We start from the raw sequence: 22,225 nt of genomic DNA on the forward strand, positions 1-22,225 counted from the left end.
TTTAGCTATGAAGCTTGCGTAAGAAGTGCTCAATGGCCTCAATCGATTGTTGCTGAGCTTCCGTCTCCACACCGTAACCAAATCCATGGTCAACACCGGGTAAAACGACAAGATGGGAACGACCGCCATGCTTCAGTACTTGCTCATGGAAGTTAGTCACTTGATCTAACGGGACAAGGGTATCCTTATCACCATACAATAGCAGAAAAGGAGGCTCGTTTCCAACTAATCGGTGCACAGGAGATGCTACTTGGTAAAGCTCATCGTTGGCCCCCAGCGGGAAGCCTAATAAATTCTCAATCGTTTCCCTTCGGTCGAACATCGTGACTACCGGGCAATAGCCGATCACGGCATAAGGTTTGGTGTCTCGATCATGCAGTTCTTCTACTGCACCCAGCAAATCGTCCTCCTGTATCGTTCCCAGTAGGCTCGCCAGGTGTCCTCCAGCTGAAGAACCCACGACGACGATCCGATCTGCATCAAAACCAAACTTCTCACTGGCAGTCTTCATATGCTGCATGGCCAGTCTCACATCCTCAATCTGAGCTGGAAATCTGAATTGCGGTACGAGTCTATAGCTTGCCGTGGCACAGATATAACCTTCACTTGCGAAATGGGCACAAACGTCGTGCCATTGCTCTTTATTGCCTTTATGCCAGCCACCGCCGTGTATGAACAAAAGAGCTGTTTGTTCCCTTGGTTTGAGCGGGATAAACCAATCCATTTTTCTATATTCAGTAAAATGATCGGAATAGCTGATGTTTAGTAACCTCTCCATGATCGAGCACTCCTCCATCTTAATAGTCAGAAATTACCCAACTAATTACACTCACTGTATCAACAATCGTTAATAAGTCCGAATTAGCCGATCTAAATCGCCCTACTCGACGCCCCCTCGCGAAAAATGGCCATTTAGTTGTGCAGATTCGGACTATTCATGCTTTTCCGCACGAAATTTCCGATTTAGTTTGGAAATATCGGACTATGAGAAAAACGTTCACCCCTAAGAGTGAACGCGACTACTTTTTAAATTCTTACAAACACGGCATCTCCAACAACCTCAAGCTCATACCCACGCAGCTTTACACCATTTTCTTCGGCCAAATGCTTGCCCGTCAGCAAATCGAACTCCCAGCCATGCCATGGACATCGTAAAATTTCACGATCCTTGCCATACGTATACTCGTATACCAACGACGGCATGCGCGTTCCGCAAACACCCCCCTCGCAGACTGGAGCCGCAGCGTGTGGGCACACGTTACGCCAAGCATACCAGCGTTCCCCGATGTGAAAAATTCCGAGCTCCATCCCTCTGACTTCCACAATTTTACGAGCACCTTCGGGTACTTCATCTACGGTGCACACGGGATACAAGGTTTTCTCTTTCTGCTTTGTCGTCTCCATGGCCTATGCCTCCCCTAGGATGCTAGTTGGCAATACGGCTGACTGCGGCCGCTCGAACAAGCGATACAAGTTCATCGCATTCTCGCATAAAATCTTTTGGCGCAGCTCTTTACGAATAGGCTGCAAAACAACCTTCGGATTGTCAAAATCCCAATGCGGATAATCCGATGAGAACAGGATGTTGTTGTCAGCCCCCACCATGTCAAGAATTTGGTTCATTTGATCCGGTCTTTCCGGCTCCTCGATCGGCTGCGTTGTAAAGTATACGTGCTGACGAATATACTCGGATGGTAATCTTTTTAGCCAAGGTACCTGGTCGCGAAGCGCTTTATAATTTTTATCCATACGCCACATGAGATGAGGTGCCCAAGCAATGCCACCTTCGATGGCGACAAATTTTAGCCCTGGGAACTTTTCGAAAACGCCTTCACAAACAAGGCTGTTCACATGCGCCATATAGTTTGTCGGCAAAATATTATGCCACTCGATATACTTCGTCGGATAGCCCGATGGTGTTGGCGCCCCTGCAATACCGCGACCTTCTGTGCCAGGATGAACGGCAACGGGCAGCCCATTTCGTTCAGCAGCCTCGTAGATCGGATGGAAGAATCTTTGACCGTACAACATTCTAGACCCGCTGCACATAATGATTTGAACCATATTCTTGTTCTTCGCCATGCGATCAATTTCTTTCGCTGATGCAAGCGGATCCGCATGGTTAATCAGAATCGAGCCTTTGAACACCGGGCTCACGGATAGCCAATGATCCACAAGCCAGTCATTGTATGCACTCATCACAGCATTGCCGTAATCGGGATCCGGGTTCAGGGATACCCCCAGAACACCAGAACCTGTAAGGATCCCATAATCGATACCCCACTTCTCGAAATGATGCTTCAGCATAAAGTGCGGATCACTACCCGGCGTCCCGCCGTTCGGCTGTTTCGTATCCTTGCGCATGACCCCAATTGGTGAATACCAGCCACCGCTATAGCCTGGTCCAACGGCAAGCCACTGTTCATGCCATACCTTAGGTAAATAGGGTAATATATCCTGCGCTTTGGCAATTGCGTTGTGTACGTCAGCGTCAATAATACGCGGTTTTGATTGGTTTGGTGTTGGTGTTGGTGTTTCCGTTGTCATCTGCCCCATCCCCTTTGCATGATTCATTCCTCATGACATTAGGATAAAAGAAAAAGGACCTGCGGTACATGCAGAATCCTATCGTAAATCTGGATTTTTAGTTGATCGCTAGGCTTGGCGATATTGGCTTGGCGTCAGCCCCGTTTCACGGGTAAACAGTCGTGTGAAATAAAAGGAATCGACGAACCCAACCTCTTCCGCCACCTGTTTGATCGGCACTCTGCTCTCTTTTAGAAGCTGCTTCGCTTGATCAAGCCGAATACGAGTCAGATACTGTATGGGAGAGTAGCCTGTGTGCTTCTTGAATAAATTAGAAAAATAAGAAGGAGATAACGATGCCTGCTTAGCCATCGATTCCCTTGAAAGATCTTCTCCATAACGCAATTTCATAAAGTCAATCGCTTCCCTAATCAAAGCCGCAGCTCCCGACTCTTCCGCTGAGCGTCTTCTAGCGCTCGCCACTGTGACTTCCTTAATGAAGTTAAGAAATCCAACACGCGTTTCCCATTCGAATCCTGCTTCTTTCTGATGCCAAATCTGGTAAAGCTGCTTGAAGCCATCCTCCATGCTTTGATTCCCTATCCCCGGTAATACATCCCCCATCGGAAGCGGCCCCTCCGCAACTTGCCAAACTGCCTTGATACCATCCCAATGCAAGAGCCCATATTGATAGTGGAAAGAATAAAAACATAGCGGTTTATCAGGGCTTGTAATGATTTCCATATGATTTCCAGGCCAAACTTGAAAAATCGTCCCTTGACGCAGTTCATGCTGTTCGTGACCGGCTAGACGAAAGCTGCCTTCTCCCTCTACAACTAACCCCAGTATATGAATAAGCGTTCTTTCACGCGTAAGCCTATAGTTTGAGCTCTGCCAGAAGGATGAATCCCTTTTCACCACATCCAACATTTTTGGACTTAAGCTATTGAAGAAGTCGTAATCCATAAGCAGTCCCCCACATTTTCGTACTTACGAATCTTGTTCCGCTTGTTCACGATATTGCCCCGGCGTAATCCCTTCATACTTCTTAAATAGCCGGTTAAAATATGGTGCCTGATAGCCGACACTTCCTGCGATGTCGTTAATTTTCTCATCCGTCTCCAGCAAAAGCTGCTTCGCTTTATTCAAGCGATATTGCGTAACATAATCAATAAAAGTTAGCCCGGTTATCTGCTTAAAGCCGATACTTAGCTTCTTGGCATAAGTGCCATGTAAATCAGCGCAGCCTTCCAAGGAAATATCCTTGGCATAATTCGCATGAATGGTTGACAATACATTCTCAACCAACTGTCTTAATTGCATATCTTGCGTACTGTGAAGTCGATTCACATAAGGTGTCACGATATGCTTTTTCATCCACAACAGTATGGCTTCGGGTTCTTTCAGCTCGGACATTTGGCGCCAGATGTCAATACCATCGTTAAATGCCAACGGACTAAATCCCGAAAGCATGATGGTGTTCTGCATATTACCGAAGAGTTGCAGCAACCCTTGGCGAACATCTAGTTCCTTCGTCGTACGCGCCTTCAATTGCGCTAGGAAACCGTTTAATAGTTCATCCAATTCAAGGTCTTGACCAGAACGCAAAGCTTTAAGAATGGCTGCTTCCACATCGAAGGGATAGGCAATCGCATCATGACCACCAGGCATAATATCGTTCACATCCAACACTTGCTGTTCATCACCTAGCGTTCGATGATTCAAAGCATTGCGCGCATTTTCAAAATATAGCGGCAGCTTAGGCAGCTCTTGCGTACTTGCTCCAACGCACACGGTCACTTCAACATGTAGTAAATTGTTTAGCGTTAGGGCAAGTGCTTCTGCGAAATGAAACAAATTGGCACGCATTTCCTCTAACTGTGAGGTCCTTTCCGTTCTGCATACAAGAAGACCCAAGGTTAGATCCTGCAGGTTAATCGTATTAGCGTCTAGATTCATCGCTTCTGCCAGTTCCTGTGTAATGTTAACAGCAGCGAAGGTGACCAACTGCTCATCTCCAGGTGAAAACTTGCCCTCTGACCTGTAAAGTCCATGAAGTTTTACCGCGATAACCGCAAACTCCCGCTCCTGTACATCCCACCCAAACTGCTCCATCCTTCCTGCAAGTTCCACTTCACTTAGAAAGGACAAGTGCCCCTGCATAAGTTGCAAAAGAAAACTCTCTCGCAGGGACGGCAGCTGACGATCCACGCGTTCTTGAAGGATCTGGCTTTCTCTGGATAAATTTTTCCATTCGTCTGCAATGGTTACAAACTCATCCGAAGAAGTGGATACACGACCCGGCAATAGCTGTTGCATGAGTCTACGTACGGGGTTGTACATATGTCGGAATGAGTACCAAGACAAGATAAGGGCTAGGATAATCCCGAAACAACCCGTCAAAATAATAAACCTAGACAGTGTCTGTACCGGCTTTGTCATTTGGGACAGCGGTGTGGCTACCGCAAATGTCCACGTATTCCCTACGCGATTCATGCCTCCATAGGATACCGAATACGCATCTTTGTTCCACGATTCAATGGAGGACGTTTTGTCTAAGTTCTGATGCTGTGTGATCGACTTCATCAACGCTTTATCCAGATCGGTTGGTTTCGATAGAGAATGACCACCTAATGAAATGACATCGCCGTCCTGTTGCATCAGAACCGTCGATCCCGCTCCTTCCACATCCAGTTCCGCAATGAGTTTATTTAGCTGCTTCGCACTCACTTCAATGATTAACGCAGCCTCCGTTTCCACAAGCCCTCCAGGTAAGCGCACAATTAGGGCGTAAGGCGCCGATTTATCTGGATTCATTAGAGGTAACACATCACTTTTGGTCCAGTACACATCCCGTTGATAGGAAGCGAGTCTACGGTACGTATTCAGCTCCTGCTCGTTCTTGATCGGATTAATACCTGAGCTCTCTTTAATGACGACTTGCTGCTTGTCCAAATATAAGTGGACTTCCTCAATGAGCGGATCGGACGCCTTAATCCAGGTCAACGCCTGATAAATGGATCGCGTGCTTTTATAATCTTTATAAATATCCAGTTCGGAGTAAGCACTCCCTAGATTTAAATTAAAGGACCACTGGGCCATTATCGTTTCTAAATGAACAAGATTCTGATTGATCCGTTCTGTTGCATAGGCGACTTGGTTGCGATACGTCTTCTGTGCCTCATGCTCAATCTGCTGTGTGCCTAGCATATAAAGGATAACGCCAATGATGGCTGCTGGCATACAAGCACTGAGAATAGCAATCAAAAGTCCTTTTTTTCTGTATGGCTGCCGCCACATACAACATCCCTCCTCGTGCCAGATCAGTTCTCTTCCCACTAAATGTTCCTTCATCATATAAGAAATGTAAAGCCCTTACAAACCATTATCTGTAAAAAATAACACTGGAATGAAAGTCCAATGCTAGGAAATCGCTAAGAATATCTGTCTAATTGTCGGAAATCAGCCGCTACCCTACAGTTAAATCCATAAGCAGGATCAATCAACTTCAGAGGACAGGTGAAACTCATGAAAACATCGACCACACCGGTCGCCCCCTTGCATGCACAAATCCGATCTGTCAAAACCGCCAAATCCAAATGGTCTCAAATATGGCATGCACTTAAGCGAGATCGGATGCTTTACCTTATCGCATCACCGATGCTGCTCTTCTTCCTTATTTTTAAATACGTACCCATGTGGGGGATCCTCATTGCTTTTAAGAATTACACTCCCTTTGTTGGCTTCATGCAAAGTCCATGGGTCGGCTTACAGCATTTCGAGCGGTTCTTCAGTGAGGATAGCTTCTTCTTACTCCTCCGCAATACGCTTGCGATCAATTTGCTCAATTTAATCTTTTTCTTCCCGCTGCCAATTCTGCTCTCCATTATGCTCAATGAAGTGCGATTGGAATGGGTTAAGCGGATCATTCAATCTATTATCTATCTGCCACACTTTTTATCATGGGTCATTATCGTGGGCATTACGTATCTGATGCTCTCTACCTCGAGCGGTTTTGTTAATAAACTGCTTGAAACGTTCGGGATGGACAAAATCGACTTTCTGACGAGTCCAGAAATGTTTTGGGGACTCTTAACGATCCAATCCATTTGGAAGGAAGTTGGGTGGGGAACGGTTATCTTTCTCGCGGCTATCGCATCCGTCGATACGCAGCTTTTTGAAGCCGCAAGAATCGATGGAGCTGGACGTATCCGCCAGATTTGGCATGTGACATTGCCTGCGATTCGTAACGTCATCATCATTCTGCTTATTCTTCGAGTCGGGCACATGATGGACGTGGGCTTTGAACAAGTGTATCTCATGATGAACGGTGCCGTCTCCGAAGTAGCGGATGTCTTTGATACATATGTCTATCGAAGCGGCATTCAGCAAGCGCAGTTCAGTTACAGTACAGCCGTTGGCCTCTTCAAATCCATTGTCGGCGTCGTACTTGTCGTCATTACGAATCGCCTTGCCAAAAAATTTGGTGAAGAAGGCATCTATTAGGAGGTTATGTCCATGCATCAAAAATCGTTATCAGATAAATGGTTCGAAGGCAGTATCCTTGGTACTTTGATCCTCATTGCACTGATTATGCTCTTCCCATTTTACTACATTACCGCTGTATCCTTTACATCGCCGATTGAATATTTGCAAAAAGCGATAGTCTTATTTCCTGAAAAATGGACGCTAGATTCGTACCGTTACCTGCTATCCAACAATGTATTTACGAAAGCGGCTGGCATGAGCATGTTCCTCGCGACAGTCGGAACAGCGCTCAGCCTCATCGTCACCTCGGCAGGTGCCTACACGCTTTCTCGAAAGCGATTGCTAGGCCGCCGTATCCTGCTCATTCTGATTTTAATGACGACCCTGTTTAATCCTGGGATCATTCCGCCCTATCTCGTTGTCCGAGAGCTTCATTTAATTAATACCGTCTGGGCGCTCATTTTGCCGGTACTCACCAGCGGATGGTACGTCATTCTCATGAAGGGCTTCTTCGACAGTATCCCAGATGAACTTGAGGAAGCGGCTAAAATCGACGGGGCAACCGATCTCGGCGTCTGGTTTCGCATCATTTTACCTCTATCGCTGCCATCGCTTGCCGCATTCGGACTTTTCTATGCCGTCGCGTACTGGAATACCTTCTTCTCCGCCGTCTTGTATATCACCAAGCCCGATCTGCGTCCGCTGCAAATTGTGCTTCAAATGCTGCTTATTGATTCCTCCAGCTCCGCATCCGGGGAAATCGCCACCCAAATGGCCGGAGAGATCTCGATTCCAACAGATACACTGAAAATGGCGGCTGTCGTCATCGCCACCGTGCCGATTCTCCTCGTCTATCCCTTCTTGCAAAAGCATTTCGCCAAGGGGGTGATGGTTGGCTCCGTCAAAGGATGACTGGCTCTCGAAACGCAACAAGCTGACTCATGTTTTTTTACAAAAAATAAGCTATGATACACAAAGGGAGGATCTTCTATGCCAACAAACAAACACACCTTGTATAAAAGCACAGCCATGACGCTCGTTACCCTGCTAAGTCTGACTACCGTGCTAACTGCCTGCGGAACGGATGCCAAGCCAGAAGGACCTAGCGGCACTAGCTCAGCTGCTGTTTCCAACGAACCTATGAACGTTTCCATCTATACGATACAGCAAGGCGCTCAGGCTGTTGACCCGAGTAACCCGATTTTGCAGGAAATGGAGAAGAAAACCAATACCAAACTCAACATTACTTGGAGCCCTTTAAATTCATTTAATGAAAAAACAAAAATTATGCTTGCCTCTGGCGATCTTGCCGATATGACACTAGTTACCAATATTTTTGACTCGCAGGTTGTCCAACTGGCTACATCTGGCGCCTTCTGGGATGTGACTCCCTATATCAAAGACTACAAGACCTTGAGTGCGCTGCCAAATGTTGTATGGGATAATGCCAAAATCAAAGGGAAAAATTATGGCGTCCCTCGACCGCGTCCGTTGGAAGGGTCATGGGGTGTTCATCTCCGGAAAGATTGGCTTGATAAGTTAGGTATGAAAGTTCCTGAGACCATGGATGAGATGTACGAGGTTCTGAAAGCTTTTACCGAAAAAGATCCAGACGGCAACGGCAAAGCGGACACCGTCGGACTCACCGGACAAGTCGAAGCTGACGGTATGGGCCTTTACTCCTGGGTTGAAGATACATTCAACGGTGCATCCGGTATTTTTAAAATGGTAGGCGACCAGCTTGGCTTCATTGCCTTTGAACCCAGCGAGCGCAAAGCATTGGAATGGTTAAAAAAGGCGTATGAAGACAAGGTACTGACATCGGATTTTGCCGTCATCAAAATGACGCAAGCTCGTGAACAGTATATGGGTGGGAAAGCCGGCGTATTAGGTTCTGCACTGAACCCTCAATGGCTGTACACCGATGCGATGCGGAAAATTGACCCGAAAGCCGACTCTTTCCCTCTAACTTATTTGAAAACACCAGAAGGAAAAAAATATGCCAGCCAGGACACAGGCAACTTTGGCATGTACGTCATTCCGAAGACCGTGCCAGAAGCGAAAATGAAGCGGATTCTATCTCTGATTGATCAAGGGTATGGAGATGAAATTTCCAATCTTTCTCTGTACGGTCTTCCTGACACCCACTACACAGTGAAGGACGGCATGAAAGTGGCAACGGCACAAGCCAAAACAGATAACGTAGCGGATACATCGAATAATATGGCACAAATCTTCCAAAAATTTGACAAATACCAACGCGCTTACTACAATGGCATTCCGCAAGATTTTTATGAGCGCAGCAAAAAGATTATTGATGATCGCGGTGCTTTCAGCACGCCGAACGTTGGCAACGGCCTCATCTCTCAAACGTTTTTAACGAATGGGCCTGACCTGATCAAGAAAATTACAGACATGAAAGTCAAAGTCATCATGGGCAAAGAATCCCTTGCCGCTTGGGATGAGTTTGTCGCCAAAACGAAAGCAGACCCGAACGTACAAAAAATTGTAAAAGAAATCAATGAAGCGTATAAGAATAAATAGTTGGCATTGAATATCCGAAATGCAAGAAGCCAGCAAACGTTATGTTTGCTGGCTTTTCATGAGAAACATGATTCTTCTTATTTTATCAACCTAGCAAATGATTGAAAATGCCTCGGAACTGCGCAGCCACTGCAGCAGTACCTTCATTTAACTCATCGGCGCTGAAATAGTAACGGTGATGAGACTCATCCATATCTAGCATTTCCGCTAGAAGTCCGCTAAAACCACGCGCTTTACGGTCAAATTCCAAGAGAATCTTAACTCCGTTCTCATCCGGGGAAAATACAAGTTCCACCTCTTCAACAGAACGGCTAAATTCACTATTTTTATAAGGTACGAATTCAAAATTCTGAATAAATGGCAAGTGAGAATTGCGTTGCGGAAAATATTCGTTCTCTGCTTTATGTAAATGAAAGCCCAATTCCTCCAACGCTTCAAAAATAGCGGAGGTGTGCGGATGAGCCAGTACTTGAATATCATCACGATCTGATGGATCAACTGCATTGTCAATATCCATGCCTGTACGAATCCAGATTGGGCTTACGCCAATAGAAATAGGTGTCTCGTGTGGCAGCACGAAATGAAAGGGAATTTCGATCGATTCTCCTGGGGCAAAAACTAAGCTTTCTCCCAACAGGATATTAGCTATCACAACCGATTCTGTCACCGTAAAATTCGGATTGCTCTCAGAGGGCGAGGGCTTGCGGTATTGTGTCATAATTTGAAAATAGATTTTGTCCACTTTTTGCTCTACACTGCCGCCTTTAGCAACAATAACACCCTCTACCAGTTCTCCTGGAATGAATGATTCTGTATAAAACTTCGTATCGAAATCAATGTTCCCAATTCCTATTTTAGCCATCATGTTCTTAAAAAAAGACATCTCTATTCCTCCCCATCCTCGTGGTAAATATACCCATTTATATGGTAGCGAATATACGTTCGTTTGTAAATACCATATTTTTATTGAGTGGTCTCGACCCCAAAGCGTATTGATCATATACTTTGCGATTACGTTAAAATCCCTCGAGCGGCTTTTTGAAAACAGAGAGCGGCTGCCACGTATTGGTTGCTTAAACCAATGGGTAATCAACTACAATAACATCTTCCAGTATACCATCCAGCGATTTAACAAATTCCTGATGAACGGGATGCGGACCATAGGAACGCAACGACGCAAGGTCTTCAAATGTTACCCGTAATCCAAGGGTATAGCCCTTCATATTTTCCGTTTCTTCCGTTACGTTGATGCCTGCACTGATATCAATTATCCCGGGGATACGATCACGAAACGTTAACAATTGATCCAGCAATTCCTGTTGCTGGATTAGTGTGATATTCGTATTGAACTTGAATACAACGATATGCTCGTACATGGCTAAATTGCTCCTTTTTTAAGCTTAATGTTGTGGTGCTATCATTACCTGTTGGTTCACCCTATTGTGAATCAGTTAAAGAAAAGTCACAACTGGAATTCCCAATTTGTCGCAGATAATCTTTGTGTCTTTATGATGTTCCTCAGATGGATTGGCATATTCGAGACACCATAGCAATTGAAGTAATAATTTACGATGTGTGTAGTTTGTAGGTATGGGGTTGATGGTTTGATATTCTTCAAAGAAGCCCTCACCAATCATTCCTTTCCATAATTCTAACCGTGCCAAATCAGATTCAAATCCACCTGCCCACGCACTATCAAAATCAACAATACCCGCTAACTCCCATCGTCCATTCCTTTTTCTAACAAGGATATTTCCAGGATTCAAATCTTCGTGTGTTAATCGAGGCGTTAAAACATCATTAAACAAACATTCATTTTTTTGTAATAGCGACACAAACAACTCTCGATTGTAAGGATTTCTGATGCGTTGTTCAGCTCGATTTGATAAAGCCGATATATAATTTGGATCTGAAGTGTTGATTTCCCCCTGAACGCCAATTTCACCAAAAGTCCTATATTCAATGGAATGGAGCTGAGCTACTGCACGACCAAAGTCTTGATATACTTTCTGTGAATCATTCGAATCTATGTCCTTTTTTACATCGGACCACAATTGACCATCAATGTGTGTCATCAAAAGATAACGATATGGAACAATATCGTATGACATATCAAAGGCTAGAGCTTCAAACGTGGGCACCGTGGTCTGCTTACGAACTTGCTGATTAATCGCAAACGTACGATCAAACGGACTTAGAATCGGAGCATTAGGTCCCGCTAATTTTAAAACCACACGCTCAGTTGGATTAGCAAGGGTTATACGTACAACTAGATAATCAACTTTTCTTAGTAGTACTTCATACTCACAGAGAGTACACTGTTTACCGAAATATCCCTGTGCGATGTGTTTAAGAACTAAATAATCTTTTTCAAATACCATATTAAACCTCTTTACTCTTGTAGTAAAATCCATGTTTTATCTAGCAGATTGTTTTACAACGACGGTAGTTAATTAATAATAAATCAACATTGGTAGTTAGGTGTTCGTGCTACAATAATATCGATTTTCGATATCGGAAATCAATATCAATTGAGTGCTTTGCAAATTGCAGAAGAAGGTGTTTAACAGTGGAAAAGGGTAAGAACTCGATACTAGAAATTCTAGTAGTGTCTACAAAACTTGGATTGACGTCATTCGGTGGTCCTATTGCGCATTTAGGATATTTTCGTGACGAGTATGTTAAACGCAGAAAGTGGCTGGATGAGAAAAGCTATGCTGACTTGGTCGCCCTATGTCAATTCCTACCAGGACCGGCGAGCAGCCAAGTCGGAATTTCAATCGGGATGATGCGCGGTGGCTTGTTGGGAGGCATTGCATCTTGGTGCGGATTTACATTGCCATCTGCATTGGCATTAATGATTTTCGCTTATGTGTTAAAAAATTACGATGTGAGTAATGCCGGTTGGCTTCATGGGTTAATGATCGTCGCAGTCGCCGTAGTCGCACAGGCTGTCTGGGGAATGTCGCGCACCCTTGCACCTGATCGTACCCGGGGGACCATCGCGATCTTAACTGCCATCATTACCTTACTTTGGTCCTCTGCTTATGGACAACTGATTCTCATCGCGGTCGCAGGCTTATTCGGCAGGTTCTTTTTAGCAAAATCCGAGATTCCAGAAACTCCCCAGATCGGAATCTCCATCAGCCGACGTGCAGCAGTTATTGCTTGGAGCTTATTTTTCGGGTTACTGATCGGACTTCCGCTGTTAAGGCAAGTTGTTCATTCGCACTTTCTGGCTGTGTTTGATAGCTTTTTCCGCGTCGGTTCGCTGGTCTTTGGCGGCGGGCATGTCGTACTACCATTGCTTCAATCCGAAGTCGTACCGACCGGTTGGCTGACTGACTCCCAATTTCTTGCAGGTTACGGTGCAGCCCAAGCCGTACCGGGTCCATTGTTCACCTTCTCGTCCTACTTAGGGACCGTAATGAATGGATGGCAGGGAGGGTTCATTGCTCTGAGCGCTATGTTTTTGCCATCCTTCTTATTAGTTACCGGCTCTTTACCATTTTGGGATGCGATTCGCCGACGCCCAAATTTTCAATCAATTCTAAAAGGCATTAACGCTGCTGTGGTAGGCATCTTGCTTGCTGCTTTGTATAATCCAGTATGGACAAGTGCGGTTCATACGTCTCTGGACTTTTGCCTTGCGATTGTAGCATTTGGATTACTCATGCTGTGGAAGCTTCCGCCTTGGGTTGTTGTACTATTCTCCGCAGCCTGGGGTGCACTAATCTCTTTAAATATTTAGCTTATAATACAAGGATTTTCTCATAGTTTAAGACCTGTTACCTCATGAATTAACTCTGCAGAAAGCTGCAACTCTTTCATTCTTCTCGCTATGCTATTTTTAGTTGTCCAAGCGCCAAAGTATTTCCCATTCACAAATCCGTCTTCTCTTGCTTCTACAATTTCTTTTGGAACAGTAATAACTTCCGAAACAAATTTACCTACCCAAGATCTTTGTTCGTGATCATACTCGATAACTGCTTCACCTTGAATATCCTCAGTATAAAGAATAATATGCTCACCTTCAGACAATTCGAAGTGTATTAATTCATTATCATTAATTCTTAGCTTTTCAAGGTTCGGGCCATTGAAATCGGTCCATATTTTCTTCATAGATTGTTTTCCCTTTCGTCGGTTCTTATATCTGCTAATAAACAAAAGAGGATCTGCTCTACGCATATCCTCAACTGACGTTCTCGTTAGTTTAAATGACAAGTACTATTTGAAAATTTTATAATATCTGCTTTGGGATGATAGTGTAAGAAATGAATCCCGGTGTTATGGGTATGGAACCAGACATTATTATTTGAAGGTAACTGGATGAAATTTCCAATAAGTTTCGTAATAGTCCCTCCGTGAGAAACAATGGCAACTCTTTTATATTGGCCGCTATTCTCTTTTATGTAAGAAAAGATTTGTTTGATTCGCTCATAAAATTTTATGTCACTTTCATCAACTTCCTGCTCGCATAGATTATCAAGATATGTCACTTCACAATCAACGATACTCGCTAAAATATCCGCCGTTTGCCTTGCACGTTGAAGTGTACTTGACCAAATAAACTCTGGTGGAAATTCTTTTGAAACTCGAGCAGACATTTTTTTACTTTGCTCAATTCCTAAGCTTGTTAACGGTTCAAGTACATTTACTTTTTCATCCTCAGATTCTCCATGTCGAATTACTAATATCTCCATCATTAGTTTCACCTCAATTAATTGCTTTCGCTAATTTTTCTATCTGGATGAAATTGCGATCATGATCTCGATAAAACCTTATTCCATTGCATCATAACCAATAACCTGCTTTGTGATGGGATTAAAATAAACTGTAAGTGGTCCAAGTAAACCCTCGTTATCCGTATGAAATAGCACTCTAACAGCTTTATTCCCATTAAACCATAATAGACTGCGATTTATTTTTGCAAATGTCGTTTTCTTTGGGATAAATAATTGCTTTATTTGTTTTTCTTGTAGAGAAGTAACGGATATTTCGCCCCCCTGCCAATTAACAATATGCTTATTATATTCCGCTTCATCCCAAGCTCGTTTCAGATAAGCATTTTCATTTATGAATGTCGTTGATATTAAGGTGTAAGCAACTACAATTACTAACAATATCAATGCAATCCAGGCTGATTTCTTCCGCAAAAACTCACACCTCCTATGAATCTCTGCTGCCCGATAGATGAGCGAAAGGCTGTCGGTCGTGCCGGCAGCCTCTCATTGCTATGTATTGAACGTTCCTACTTAGCGTAACAATGCAACTTTTGGAATTGTATATTCTATATTATTTGACTTCTAAGGTTCCAAGATTCTTCTGCCATTTGAAGCAGTTCCTGAGTGATTAGCAAAAGATGACTTGATTTTTCTTTCTGATTTATTCTATCTTCTTCTAAGTTACTAAGTAACTTATCAATAACCATGATAAACCTAAGCGATGCACTTGCAGTAAACCCGAAACGAGAAAGGTTTGAGTTTCCACTCCATCCCGCATCTCTAAGTCCTTGCATATAGTTTAGAAATAACACTTCCTTATATTCTGCTGCCTTATTAACTGGAACTTTCTTCTTTAGTAAGGCATATCCAAACATTCGACCGAGCTCTTCTCCTACACCTGATATGCTCGCAAACTGCCAATCGATTGCTATTAATGAATCGCATCCATTCAATTGCTCTATAAAAATGTTATCCCAGTGTACGTCTTGATGGGTAAATACACGGGGAAGAATTTCTAATGTCTTCAGCAAGCTAGTTACTCGTCTTCTATTATTATGATAAATCTCCCACATAGAACTCTTACCTTCAAAATCGTCTACACATGAATCCCAAATAACTTTTTGCTCCTCGATGGGTTTAGCATAAGCAGCACAAACTTCTACCCAAGAACTCATCCAAGTGTGGCATAAAAAAGACTCCGTCGGGAGTGGTGTTCCTGTTAGGTAAGCACCATTGTATTTTCCAAGTAAATAAGATATTTTACTCATATGCGTTAACGACCAGTCACTTTGATTAGATTCAATAGCTAAATCCTCGAGCCAGATACAGACACTTCCATCCGGATACTCTTCTACTTCATAGCATAAAGGTGCCCTTATTCCAAGTGGCAATTGATTCAGTAGCCTTGAATGATAAACCAGCGCTTCACGTTTCCAATAGTAGTAGTGATCAACCTGATTTCGCTTAGAGTCGGGTTTTAATATTTTGAGTATAAGGGCATAATTTTGTTCTTTATCGTTTTCTATAACTGTACAAGATACCCTGTAAACCGAACTTTCTTCCTTGCTTTCTCCAAGAGGGCTACAATTCCATGATAATAACCGTAAAAATTCAAAAGGTACAATTCGCCGTAATAGTGACTGTAAATAAGCAGAATCAATTTTAATTTCTTTTCCCCTTAATGCAGTTATGATCATTTTAGACCTCTGTTTCTTCATAATTTGTATTTATTTATAATACGTAAAATTCCAATTCCTGTATAAAAATCAGACGGGTCTATTTAGAAATAGTTGTGCTAAATAATGTTGAAAAACAATTTACCATCCCATTTGATCCCGCAAAGCCGTTATTTGGGCAATATGATGTCGTGCATGCCAGGAAAACCTTTGTACAGCTTCATCTAAAGTCATATCCCCGTATGTTGGACTCGTAACTACTCTTTTAAAGTCCGAAGGCTGTAATCGACTTATTAGTGACACAAACCTTATGTGTAGTGCTTCCAATAGTACTATTGAAGATTCGATCGGTGTGTACTTATAATCGTCCAACTCTGCCCACAATTCTTCCCGAAATGTCCCAGCAATAGGATGTTCCTCGGTTAAACCACGTTTAAATCGAAAATATGCATTCATTTCTGCATCGGCTAAATGATGAACTACTTGCTGCAGAGTCCATCCTCCTTGACGGTAAGGCGTATTCAGTTGCCCCAGACTCAAACCATCAACCGCTTGGCGAAGCTTATCAGTCAGCCCATCAATTGATTCAATGAATTGCTTTCGTTGCTCTTCGGTAGGTTCCAGAACGACTGTGAACGATCCAATCGGATAACGCAATATATCCACTGTATTCCCCCCCTATTATTTTACCAAATTATAACATAGTAAGTCATTCAAACTTACCGAAAGAATTGGTCACCCCGTTACGGGTGAGTGATTATGACTGATAGCACAAAAGCGCTATTTCTAGATCGAAAGACTCAATTTGGATACATTTTACAGGATATTTGTTAATAAATGGCGAATGTTTCCATAAGAGGATCGCCTTAACTGCAAAGAGAGGTGAAAGCTTTTGAAAGGCCTCGTCATCACATTGATTTTGCTTACATTGCCTTTTTGGGTAGGAATCCATTTAGCTCATGCTACGGGGACCTCGAGTTCCATTGAGCTATTGAATAAAATCACTCAACCGATAGCGGAAACGGTGACAGATCCGCTGAAGCCTATCGCGGGAGTGGCTGGGGAGCTGACGGACAAAGTTGTGCTGCCAGTCGTAGAAACGGTGACAGAACCGCTGAAACCTATCACGGAAGCGGTTGGGGAGCTCACGGACGAAGTTGTGCAACCGGTTGCAGATGCGGTGACGGAACCGCTGAAGCCTATCGCGGAAGCGGTTGGGGCGCTGACGGACGAACTTGTGCAACCTGTCGTAGATGCAGTGACGGAACCGCTGAAGCCTATCGCGGAAGCGGTTGGGGAGCTCACGGACGAAGTTGTGCAACCTGTCGTAGATGCAGTGACGGAACCGCTGAAGCCTATCGTGGAAGCGGTTGGGGAGCTCACGGACGAAGTTGTGCAACCGGTCGTAGATGCAGTGACGGAACCGCTGAAGCCTATCGTGGAAGTGGTTGGTGAGCTGACGGACGAACTTGTGCAGCCGGTCGCAGATGCAGTGACGGAACCGCTGAAGCCTATCGTGGAAGCGGTTGGAGAGCTGACGGACGAAGTTGTGCAGCCAGAGTTGGACTTGGTTATTTCACCCGCAGAGAGCACCACAGCGGATAAATCGCCGCCCCCGCAAGCTGGTCCCTCCGAAATAACATCTTCGACTACCTACACATTGCCTGTTGTGAGCCGTTTGGAGACTATGGGAGGTTCATACACCGCTGCAATTCAATCAATCCCGGAGCCTACGCCTCCTTTATCCAAGGAAAAAAGTCACCAATCGGCAATCACGAATTCGTCGAATAAATTTATGTTTGCACATACAAGCCAATTTCCAGAAAGAGAAACGATTCCGACTATACCGTCATCGAAACCAACGCTGCCTCCGTCTGCATCAGCTGTAGGCTCGCTGTTGCCTTTGGTTGCTAGTGTCAAAGATGGCAAAGCGAAACCTTCGTATTCTGGAAATTATTTAAAAGCGGTGCTGATTGATAAAGCCGATGCTAGGATACAGTGTATCCTAATGTTCTGGCATTGCCGTACCCGACATTACTTAAGTTGGCCACATGCTCCGCCTCTGCGTCCTCCTGTAGCTCCTGCTCTCGATAATTGCTTCAGCCAATCGAGAACAAAGGAGTGTAACTTAGATGCGCTGTACAAAAGCCAAGATCAAGCTAACGTTAAACGACAAACTGATTATTATGAACGTTTTAGTACAATGGTCAAAGAAGACGAAGAGTCAGTTTCAGTCCAGAATGTACCGCGAGCTAGCAAAGAAACTATACAAAAATGTGTTAGACGCCTTCGATGGTCAAGAACTAACCATGATGGCACTCGCTTTGGAGCAGGCGGCGGACCACTCTCCGAACCCTCGGTATAAGCGAATGTACAAGCAAATGGCTCAGAAATTGATATCTGAAAAGAAAAAGTTCCACCAGATCGCATTTCAAGAGCTATCCAAGCGTTACCTCTATAAGTAGATAAAAAGTACTGGGTTGTGGGAAAATAATGTTTTAGACTCGATACATTGAAACCACGCTGCTTTTCGCGTCACAATTCGTTAAGTCATAGACTGACTTTAGATCAGCGACAGCCATGGACATGAGAATAGTCCTTGACTGTCTCTTTTTTATAATCAATATAGCTTGTTTGTAGGCTTTAGTTCACTACCCCATATCTGTTCCCATCAGGATCCTGAATGGAGAATCCTCGCATTCCGTCGAACTCCTCAATCTCACCAACATCGGCTCCTCGCTGCCGCAGCAGGTTATATGCCGACTCAACATCGTACGCATGAAAGTTAAAATACTGTCCAACACCATAATCATTTTTCGGAAAAGGTTTCTGTTCAATGTTATAGGAACGTACGAGACAAAAAATGATTTTGTTATCATTCATCATAGTCACAGTAGCGTTCGGTTCATCTTTGTGCCTGATTTCAAAACCTAACACACGGGTGTACCATTCAGTTGATCGTTTCAGGTCGCTGACCGGGACAAAAATACCAACTCCAAAAAATGGGCTTTGACTCATCTTGAAGATCTCCTCCTTAAGTATTAAAGTGAACTCGACTAATAAACGACACACTCACTGAAAACCAAACAGAGGGTTTAATATATTTTTTCCGTAACCATAAATTGATTCCCGTCTGGATCTTCTATATAAAAAGCGATTCTCCCATTTACCAACTGAATGTTACTGATTTTCACCTGTATCTTTACAAGTTTAAGGTAACATCTACATATCGCACTAAGGTCTCTCTGTTTGAAGGCTTCAACGAGGCTATCCAAATCCATTTGTGAGGCAGGTTTCGGAACCTCCTTCTCAAAAGGATCTGCACTAGCTGCCTCTATTCGATGGGCCAGCTTCTTTAATCTCAATCGTGCACGCCCCAGAGTCACCTGGATGGTTCCTTCCGCTTGTGATAAGAACTCGGCGGTTTCTTTCGCAGTAAAATCAAATACATCCATGAGTAACAAAATGACTAAGGCACGTGGTGATAACCGGTGAGCTAATGCTTCCAGCAGCTCTCGTGTAGATAGCTCCCCATCATGAAATGATGTATTACACTTTAAATAGAACCTCTTGCGATAAGTCCTCTGCATCCCATTGGTTATGGGTAATATGCAAACAATACCGATATATGGTTTGTTCCATTTTCGTTAGCTCTAGAGTAGATATGTAAATTCCCCTCCCTAATAACCTTTTCGCTAATTACCTTAGTTTTCCTTTTACATATAAATTAATCTGCCCATTGGCATGGAAACGCCAGCCGATCGTAATGATCGGCTGGTGAGGTGTCTTTAGGTGCATCACTTTTATTTTGAGCAAACTAACAAGCATTATTATAGGAAGAATTTTTTGATGTTTGAAACTTTTCTGGAATGGGTATGTAGTAATAGGGCTTTTAGTTGATTTTGCAATCGTTCAGGAGGTGTTCGTAATGAGTAATTCTATTCAACTATTAGACCGTACCGGAAAATTGAAACAGATGAGAACGCAGGGGCATATTCCGGCAGTCGTTTACAGCAGCAGAATGAAAAGCGAGCATGTAGCTGTTGAGGAGAAAGTAATCCGCACCGCACTTAAAAACAATGCGCACGCGATTCTAGAAGTCGTTCTTCCTTCCAAGAAGAAGTATCCCGTGATAATTCATCAAGTTCAAAAGGACAGTTTAAGCGGACAATTAATGCATCTCGATTTTCTGCAAATCAATATGAAAGAGAAGCTTGATACTATTGTTGGCGTTCATTTCAGAGGAGAGCCCCTTGGCACTAAAGAAGGCGGCATGCTTCAGATTGAGATGCACGAGGTCATGATTCGCTGTATGCCAAATAAGCTTCCAAGTTCATTAGATGTGGATATCAGCAAGCTGAGTATAGGTGACAAATTGCATGTCTCCGACTTGGATGCGGGCAAGGATGTAGAAATCATAACAGAACCTGATACAATTCTTGTAACCATTCTAGCAGCTCAGAAGTTAGATGTAACACTTGCAGCCGAAGAACCTCAAGTAGATATTGATACCATGGAAGCGAAAAGCAGGTAGATATTTGTACCTGAACAGATTGGGTGAAATATTCTTACCGTTGAGCGAAGAAGTTTATCGTTATAACATCAACGAGGCTGCCGATTAATACCGGCAGCCTCGTTTGTTTTCTTATTGAACAGATATTAATAGTCGGTCAGATAGTTCGGGTCCTGCTTCAGATGTTTGGCAACCATAGCCCTGAGTTGCTTCGCGCTCATTAATCTGGTCGTTGCGTTGCCGAATTTCCCGAGGGTCATGACGCAGGTACTAAGTGCTTCAGGTTCGAGTTTCGTGAATGTGTTGGATCCAACCCGTGCGCAGTGGCGAAACTGTGGCGTGTAGTGGCGGTCACCTTTGGGTCCGATCGTGTATAAGTCAGTTTTCTCGGCAGAAATCGTTCCGACTGCCCCATCCCATTCCTCGACCCCATGAATGAAAGTGTTACGACTAAAATTAACGCCGATCAGCAGGATCTGGGCACCCCGCTGCCAAAGTTTGTGATAGGTGCCGCCCGCTCCGCATGGGGTTTGCAGATGTTCCTCGCCCGCAATAAAGGACTCGGCATCTTTACCAAAGGCTGCCACTGAGTGAGTTGGGTGCAGAGAACGCACGACTCCTGGACGCTTGCGAAAAAGCTCGGTCAGCGCCCCGATGCATGTTGGCGTATACAGGTTGTCGCAGACCGGATTGTCAGTCCCGACATTGCGCCACGTATGCGCCCCCAGCACGATCAACCCGTCCTTCATGTAGTCACTCAGCGCATCAAGCACAGTCTCCGCACCACCCTCGACCGCTCCGATTGCCTTGTACGAAATATGGATTTTCAACGTCCCGAGCGGGTCAACGCCGATATTTTGAAGATGCTCGATCAAATCAGTCTTCGTAAACATAATGTACCTCCGTTTATTCTTATAGGAGGATTTTATCACAAATAACGCCATCTACATCCAATGTTTACAAATCTTCCGTAAACGAAATGTCGGACGTTTAACAAACGGCAAAAACTGTTCGCTATTTATGGATGAAACAATTTTAATAACCATTTATTGCAACTGCTTTGTCTGTCATATTTTGGATTTATACTGCAAGCATTGTTCATTCAAAACGTCCAGGTATGGAAACTTCCTAGTATGCAGCCTCTGCTATTTGATCAGTCTTAGACCGGAGCAACCTATAATTAGACTTCGTCGGGAATGTTATGATGTTCTTGTCATTCAGCTCGTTGTAGCACCACTCTTACAAAGTCGCCTTTGGCATTCGTGTAAGCCAAACGATCATTCTGGAATCGTTGTGTAAGTTCCAACTTTAAGTCACCATATTGTTTTGTATCTTCTGGATGACTTCTTAAATAGTCTCGAAACAGGACATGGCGCTTATACTCGGAGTTGTCCATGGTGCAAACGTATAGGTGATGCCAAATTACATTGGTAGGTGGTATAAAGGCCTCTCGTCCAACATTTCCTAAGTCTCCTTCATGAACATAGCCAAGGGTGGCTAGCCGTTGAATAGCCTTAAGTACATCCGATTGCGCAGACACAACCACGTCGATATCAACAATTGGTTTTGCTGCCAAGCCTGGAACAGATGTACTGCCAACATGTTCTATTGTGACTACAAAATCGCTTAATACAGGAAGTACAAGATCTTGTAGCTGCTGAAACAATTGAACCCAAGAAGGATCATAATCGCGTACTATTAAACCGGTGCCCATCAAGCCCCTCCTGCATATTACTTTAGCAGATAATGGAAGA

At 43.9% G+C, this 22,225-nt stretch carries 24 protein-coding genes; 6 read left to right on the forward strand and 18 right to left on the reverse strand.

Annotated elements, in window-relative coordinates; genetic code table 11:
• Position 1: 1 nt before the first annotated feature.
• The 5 genes from AC58QT_RS20910 to AC58QT_RS20930 all read right to left on the reverse strand — a co-directional run bounded on the left by AC58QT_RS20910 (position 2) and on the right by AC58QT_RS20930 (position 5,826).
• Positions 2-778, reverse strand: a complete 777-nt coding sequence (locus AC58QT_RS20910) for an alpha/beta hydrolase (RefSeq protein WP_497410723.1) — start codon at positions 776-778, stop codon at positions 2-4.
• Positions 779-1,026: 248 nt separating this feature from the next.
• Positions 1,027-1,404, reverse strand: coding sequence for a Rieske (2Fe-2S) protein (locus tag AC58QT_RS20915; RefSeq protein WP_497410724.1), 378 nt, complete (start codon positions 1,402-1,404; stop codon positions 1,027-1,029).
• 3 nt (positions 1,405-1,407) lie between these two features.
• On the reverse strand, positions 1,408-2,547 hold the full coding sequence (locus AC58QT_RS20920) for an amidohydrolase family protein (protein WP_497410725.1): 1,140 nt from the start codon (positions 2,545-2,547) through the stop codon (positions 1,408-1,410).
• Positions 2,548-2,655: 108 nt separating this feature from the next.
• Complete coding sequence (locus AC58QT_RS20925) at positions 2,656-3,492, reverse strand: cupin domain-containing protein (RefSeq protein WP_497410726.1); 837 nt, start codon at positions 3,490-3,492, stop codon at positions 2,656-2,658.
• A gap of 24 nt (positions 3,493-3,516) precedes the next feature.
• Positions 3,517-5,826, reverse strand: a complete 2,310-nt coding sequence (locus AC58QT_RS20930) for an AraC family transcriptional regulator (RefSeq protein ID WP_497410727.1) — start codon at positions 5,824-5,826, stop codon at positions 3,517-3,519.
• A gap of 228 nt (positions 5,827-6,054) precedes the next feature.
• On the opposite strand from AC58QT_RS20930, the gene AC58QT_RS20935 reads away from it, so the two are divergent.
• The 3 genes from AC58QT_RS20935 (at position 6,055) to AC58QT_RS20945 (ending at position 9,558) form a co-directional block, all read left to right on the forward strand.
• On the forward strand, positions 6,055-7,032 hold the full coding sequence (locus AC58QT_RS20935) for an ABC transporter permease (protein WP_497410728.1): 978 nt from the start codon (positions 6,055-6,057) through the stop codon (positions 7,030-7,032).
• 12 nt (positions 7,033-7,044) lie between these two features.
• Positions 7,045-7,926 carry a carbohydrate ABC transporter permease gene (locus AC58QT_RS20940; protein ID WP_497410729.1) on the forward strand — a complete coding sequence of 294 codons (882 nt, stop codon included), beginning with the start codon at positions 7,045-7,047 and terminating at the stop codon, positions 7,924-7,926.
• A gap of 78 nt (positions 7,927-8,004) precedes the next feature.
• Positions 8,005-9,558: a type 2 periplasmic-binding domain-containing protein gene (locus AC58QT_RS20945; RefSeq protein ID WP_497410730.1), complete on the forward strand. Its 1,554-nt coding sequence runs from the start codon at positions 8,005-8,007 to the stop codon at positions 9,556-9,558.
• Between the two features lie 85 nt (positions 9,559-9,643).
• Here the strand turns inward: AC58QT_RS20945 and AC58QT_RS20950 are convergent, their stop codons facing one another.
• The 3 genes from AC58QT_RS20950 to AC58QT_RS20960 all read right to left on the reverse strand — a co-directional run bounded on the left by AC58QT_RS20950 (position 9,644) and on the right by AC58QT_RS20960 (position 11,939).
• The gene (locus AC58QT_RS20950) at positions 9,644-10,441 is read right to left on the reverse strand and encodes a sporulation protein (RefSeq protein WP_497410731.1); all 798 of its coding nucleotides are present in this window, start codon (positions 10,439-10,441) and stop codon (positions 9,644-9,646) included.
• Positions 10,442-10,631: 190 nt separating this feature from the next.
• Positions 10,632-10,934: a Dabb family protein gene (locus AC58QT_RS20955; protein ID WP_497410732.1), complete on the reverse strand. Its 303-nt coding sequence runs from the start codon at positions 10,932-10,934 to the stop codon at positions 10,632-10,634.
• Positions 10,935-11,009: 75 nt separating this feature from the next.
• Positions 11,010-11,939 (reverse strand): phosphotransferase family protein, encoded by a 930-nt coding sequence (locus tag AC58QT_RS20960; RefSeq protein WP_497410733.1) that lies wholly within the window; start codon positions 11,937-11,939, stop codon positions 11,010-11,012.
• A gap of 188 nt (positions 11,940-12,127) precedes the next feature.
• On the opposite strand from AC58QT_RS20960, the gene AC58QT_RS20965 reads away from it, so the two are divergent.
• Positions 12,128-13,309: a chromate transporter gene (locus AC58QT_RS20965; protein WP_497410734.1), complete on the forward strand. Its 1,182-nt coding sequence runs from the start codon at positions 12,128-12,130 to the stop codon at positions 13,307-13,309.
• A gap of 20 nt (positions 13,310-13,329) precedes the next feature.
• Here AC58QT_RS20965 and AC58QT_RS20970 read toward each other — a convergent pair whose 3' ends face one another.
• From AC58QT_RS20970 to AC58QT_RS20990, 5 genes are all read right to left on the reverse strand, one after another.
• Complete coding sequence (locus AC58QT_RS20970) at positions 13,330-13,680, reverse strand: hypothetical protein (protein ID WP_497410735.1); 351 nt, start codon at positions 13,678-13,680, stop codon at positions 13,330-13,332.
• An 86-nt stretch (positions 13,681-13,766) separates the two neighbouring features.
• Positions 13,767-14,264, reverse strand: coding sequence for a phosphoglycerate mutase family protein (locus tag AC58QT_RS20975; RefSeq protein ID WP_497410736.1), 498 nt, complete (start codon positions 14,262-14,264; stop codon positions 13,767-13,769).
• A gap of 75 nt (positions 14,265-14,339) precedes the next feature.
• Positions 14,340-14,714: a hypothetical protein gene (locus AC58QT_RS20980; protein ID WP_497410737.1), complete on the reverse strand. Its 375-nt coding sequence runs from the start codon at positions 14,712-14,714 to the stop codon at positions 14,340-14,342.
• Positions 14,715-14,848: 134 nt separating this feature from the next.
• Positions 14,849-15,979: a hypothetical protein gene (locus tag AC58QT_RS20985; RefSeq protein WP_497410738.1), complete on the reverse strand. Its 1,131-nt coding sequence runs from the start codon at positions 15,977-15,979 to the stop codon at positions 14,849-14,851.
• Positions 15,980-16,099: 120 nt separating this feature from the next.
• Positions 16,100-16,624: a YfiT family bacillithiol transferase gene (locus AC58QT_RS20990; protein ID WP_497410739.1), complete on the reverse strand. Its 525-nt coding sequence runs from the start codon at positions 16,622-16,624 to the stop codon at positions 16,100-16,102.
• 226 nt (positions 16,625-16,850) lie between these two features.
• Between AC58QT_RS20990 and AC58QT_RS20995 the strand changes: the two genes are divergently transcribed.
• Positions 16,851-18,323 carry a hypothetical protein gene (locus AC58QT_RS20995; RefSeq protein ID WP_497410740.1) on the forward strand — a complete coding sequence of 491 codons (1,473 nt, stop codon included), beginning with the start codon at positions 16,851-16,853 and terminating at the stop codon, positions 18,321-18,323.
• 278 nt (positions 18,324-18,601) lie between these two features.
• Here AC58QT_RS20995 and AC58QT_RS21000 read toward each other — a convergent pair whose 3' ends face one another.
• The 3 genes from AC58QT_RS21000 to AC58QT_RS21010 all read right to left on the reverse strand — a co-directional run bounded on the left by AC58QT_RS21000 (position 18,602) and on the right by AC58QT_RS21010 (position 19,600).
• Positions 18,602-18,976, reverse strand: coding sequence for a VOC family protein (locus AC58QT_RS21000; protein ID WP_497410741.1), 375 nt, complete (start codon positions 18,974-18,976; stop codon positions 18,602-18,604).
• A gap of 77 nt (positions 18,977-19,053) precedes the next feature.
• On the reverse strand, positions 19,054-19,548 hold the full coding sequence (locus AC58QT_RS21005; protein ID WP_497410742.1) for an RNA polymerase sigma factor: 495 nt from the start codon (positions 19,546-19,548) through the stop codon (positions 19,054-19,056).
• Positions 19,508-19,600 carry a sigma factor gene (locus AC58QT_RS21010; protein WP_497410743.1) on the reverse strand — a complete coding sequence of 31 codons (93 nt, stop codon included), beginning with the start codon at positions 19,598-19,600 and terminating at the stop codon, positions 19,508-19,510. Before AC58QT_RS21010 ends, AC58QT_RS21005 begins: the two co-directional genes overlap by 41 nt.
• Positions 19,601-19,886: 286 nt before the next feature.
• On the opposite strand from AC58QT_RS21010, the gene AC58QT_RS21015 reads away from it, so the two are divergent.
• Positions 19,887-20,492, forward strand: a complete 606-nt coding sequence (locus tag AC58QT_RS21015) for a 50S ribosomal protein L25 (RefSeq protein WP_497410744.1) — start codon at positions 19,887-19,889, stop codon at positions 20,490-20,492.
• A 125-nt stretch (positions 20,493-20,617) separates the two neighbouring features.
• Here AC58QT_RS21015 and AC58QT_RS21020 read toward each other — a convergent pair whose 3' ends face one another.
• Complete coding sequence (locus AC58QT_RS21020) at positions 20,618-21,364, reverse strand: AAC(3) family N-acetyltransferase (RefSeq protein ID WP_497410745.1); 747 nt, start codon at positions 21,362-21,364, stop codon at positions 20,618-20,620.
• Positions 21,365-21,684: 320 nt separating this feature from the next.
• Positions 21,685-22,185 (reverse strand): GrpB family protein, encoded by a 501-nt coding sequence (locus tag AC58QT_RS21025; protein ID WP_497410746.1) that lies wholly within the window; start codon positions 22,183-22,185, stop codon positions 21,685-21,687.
• Positions 22,186-22,225: the final 40 nt, after the last annotated feature.

The sequence above is a fragment of the Paenibacillus sp. J31R109 genome (assembly GCF_059692055.1).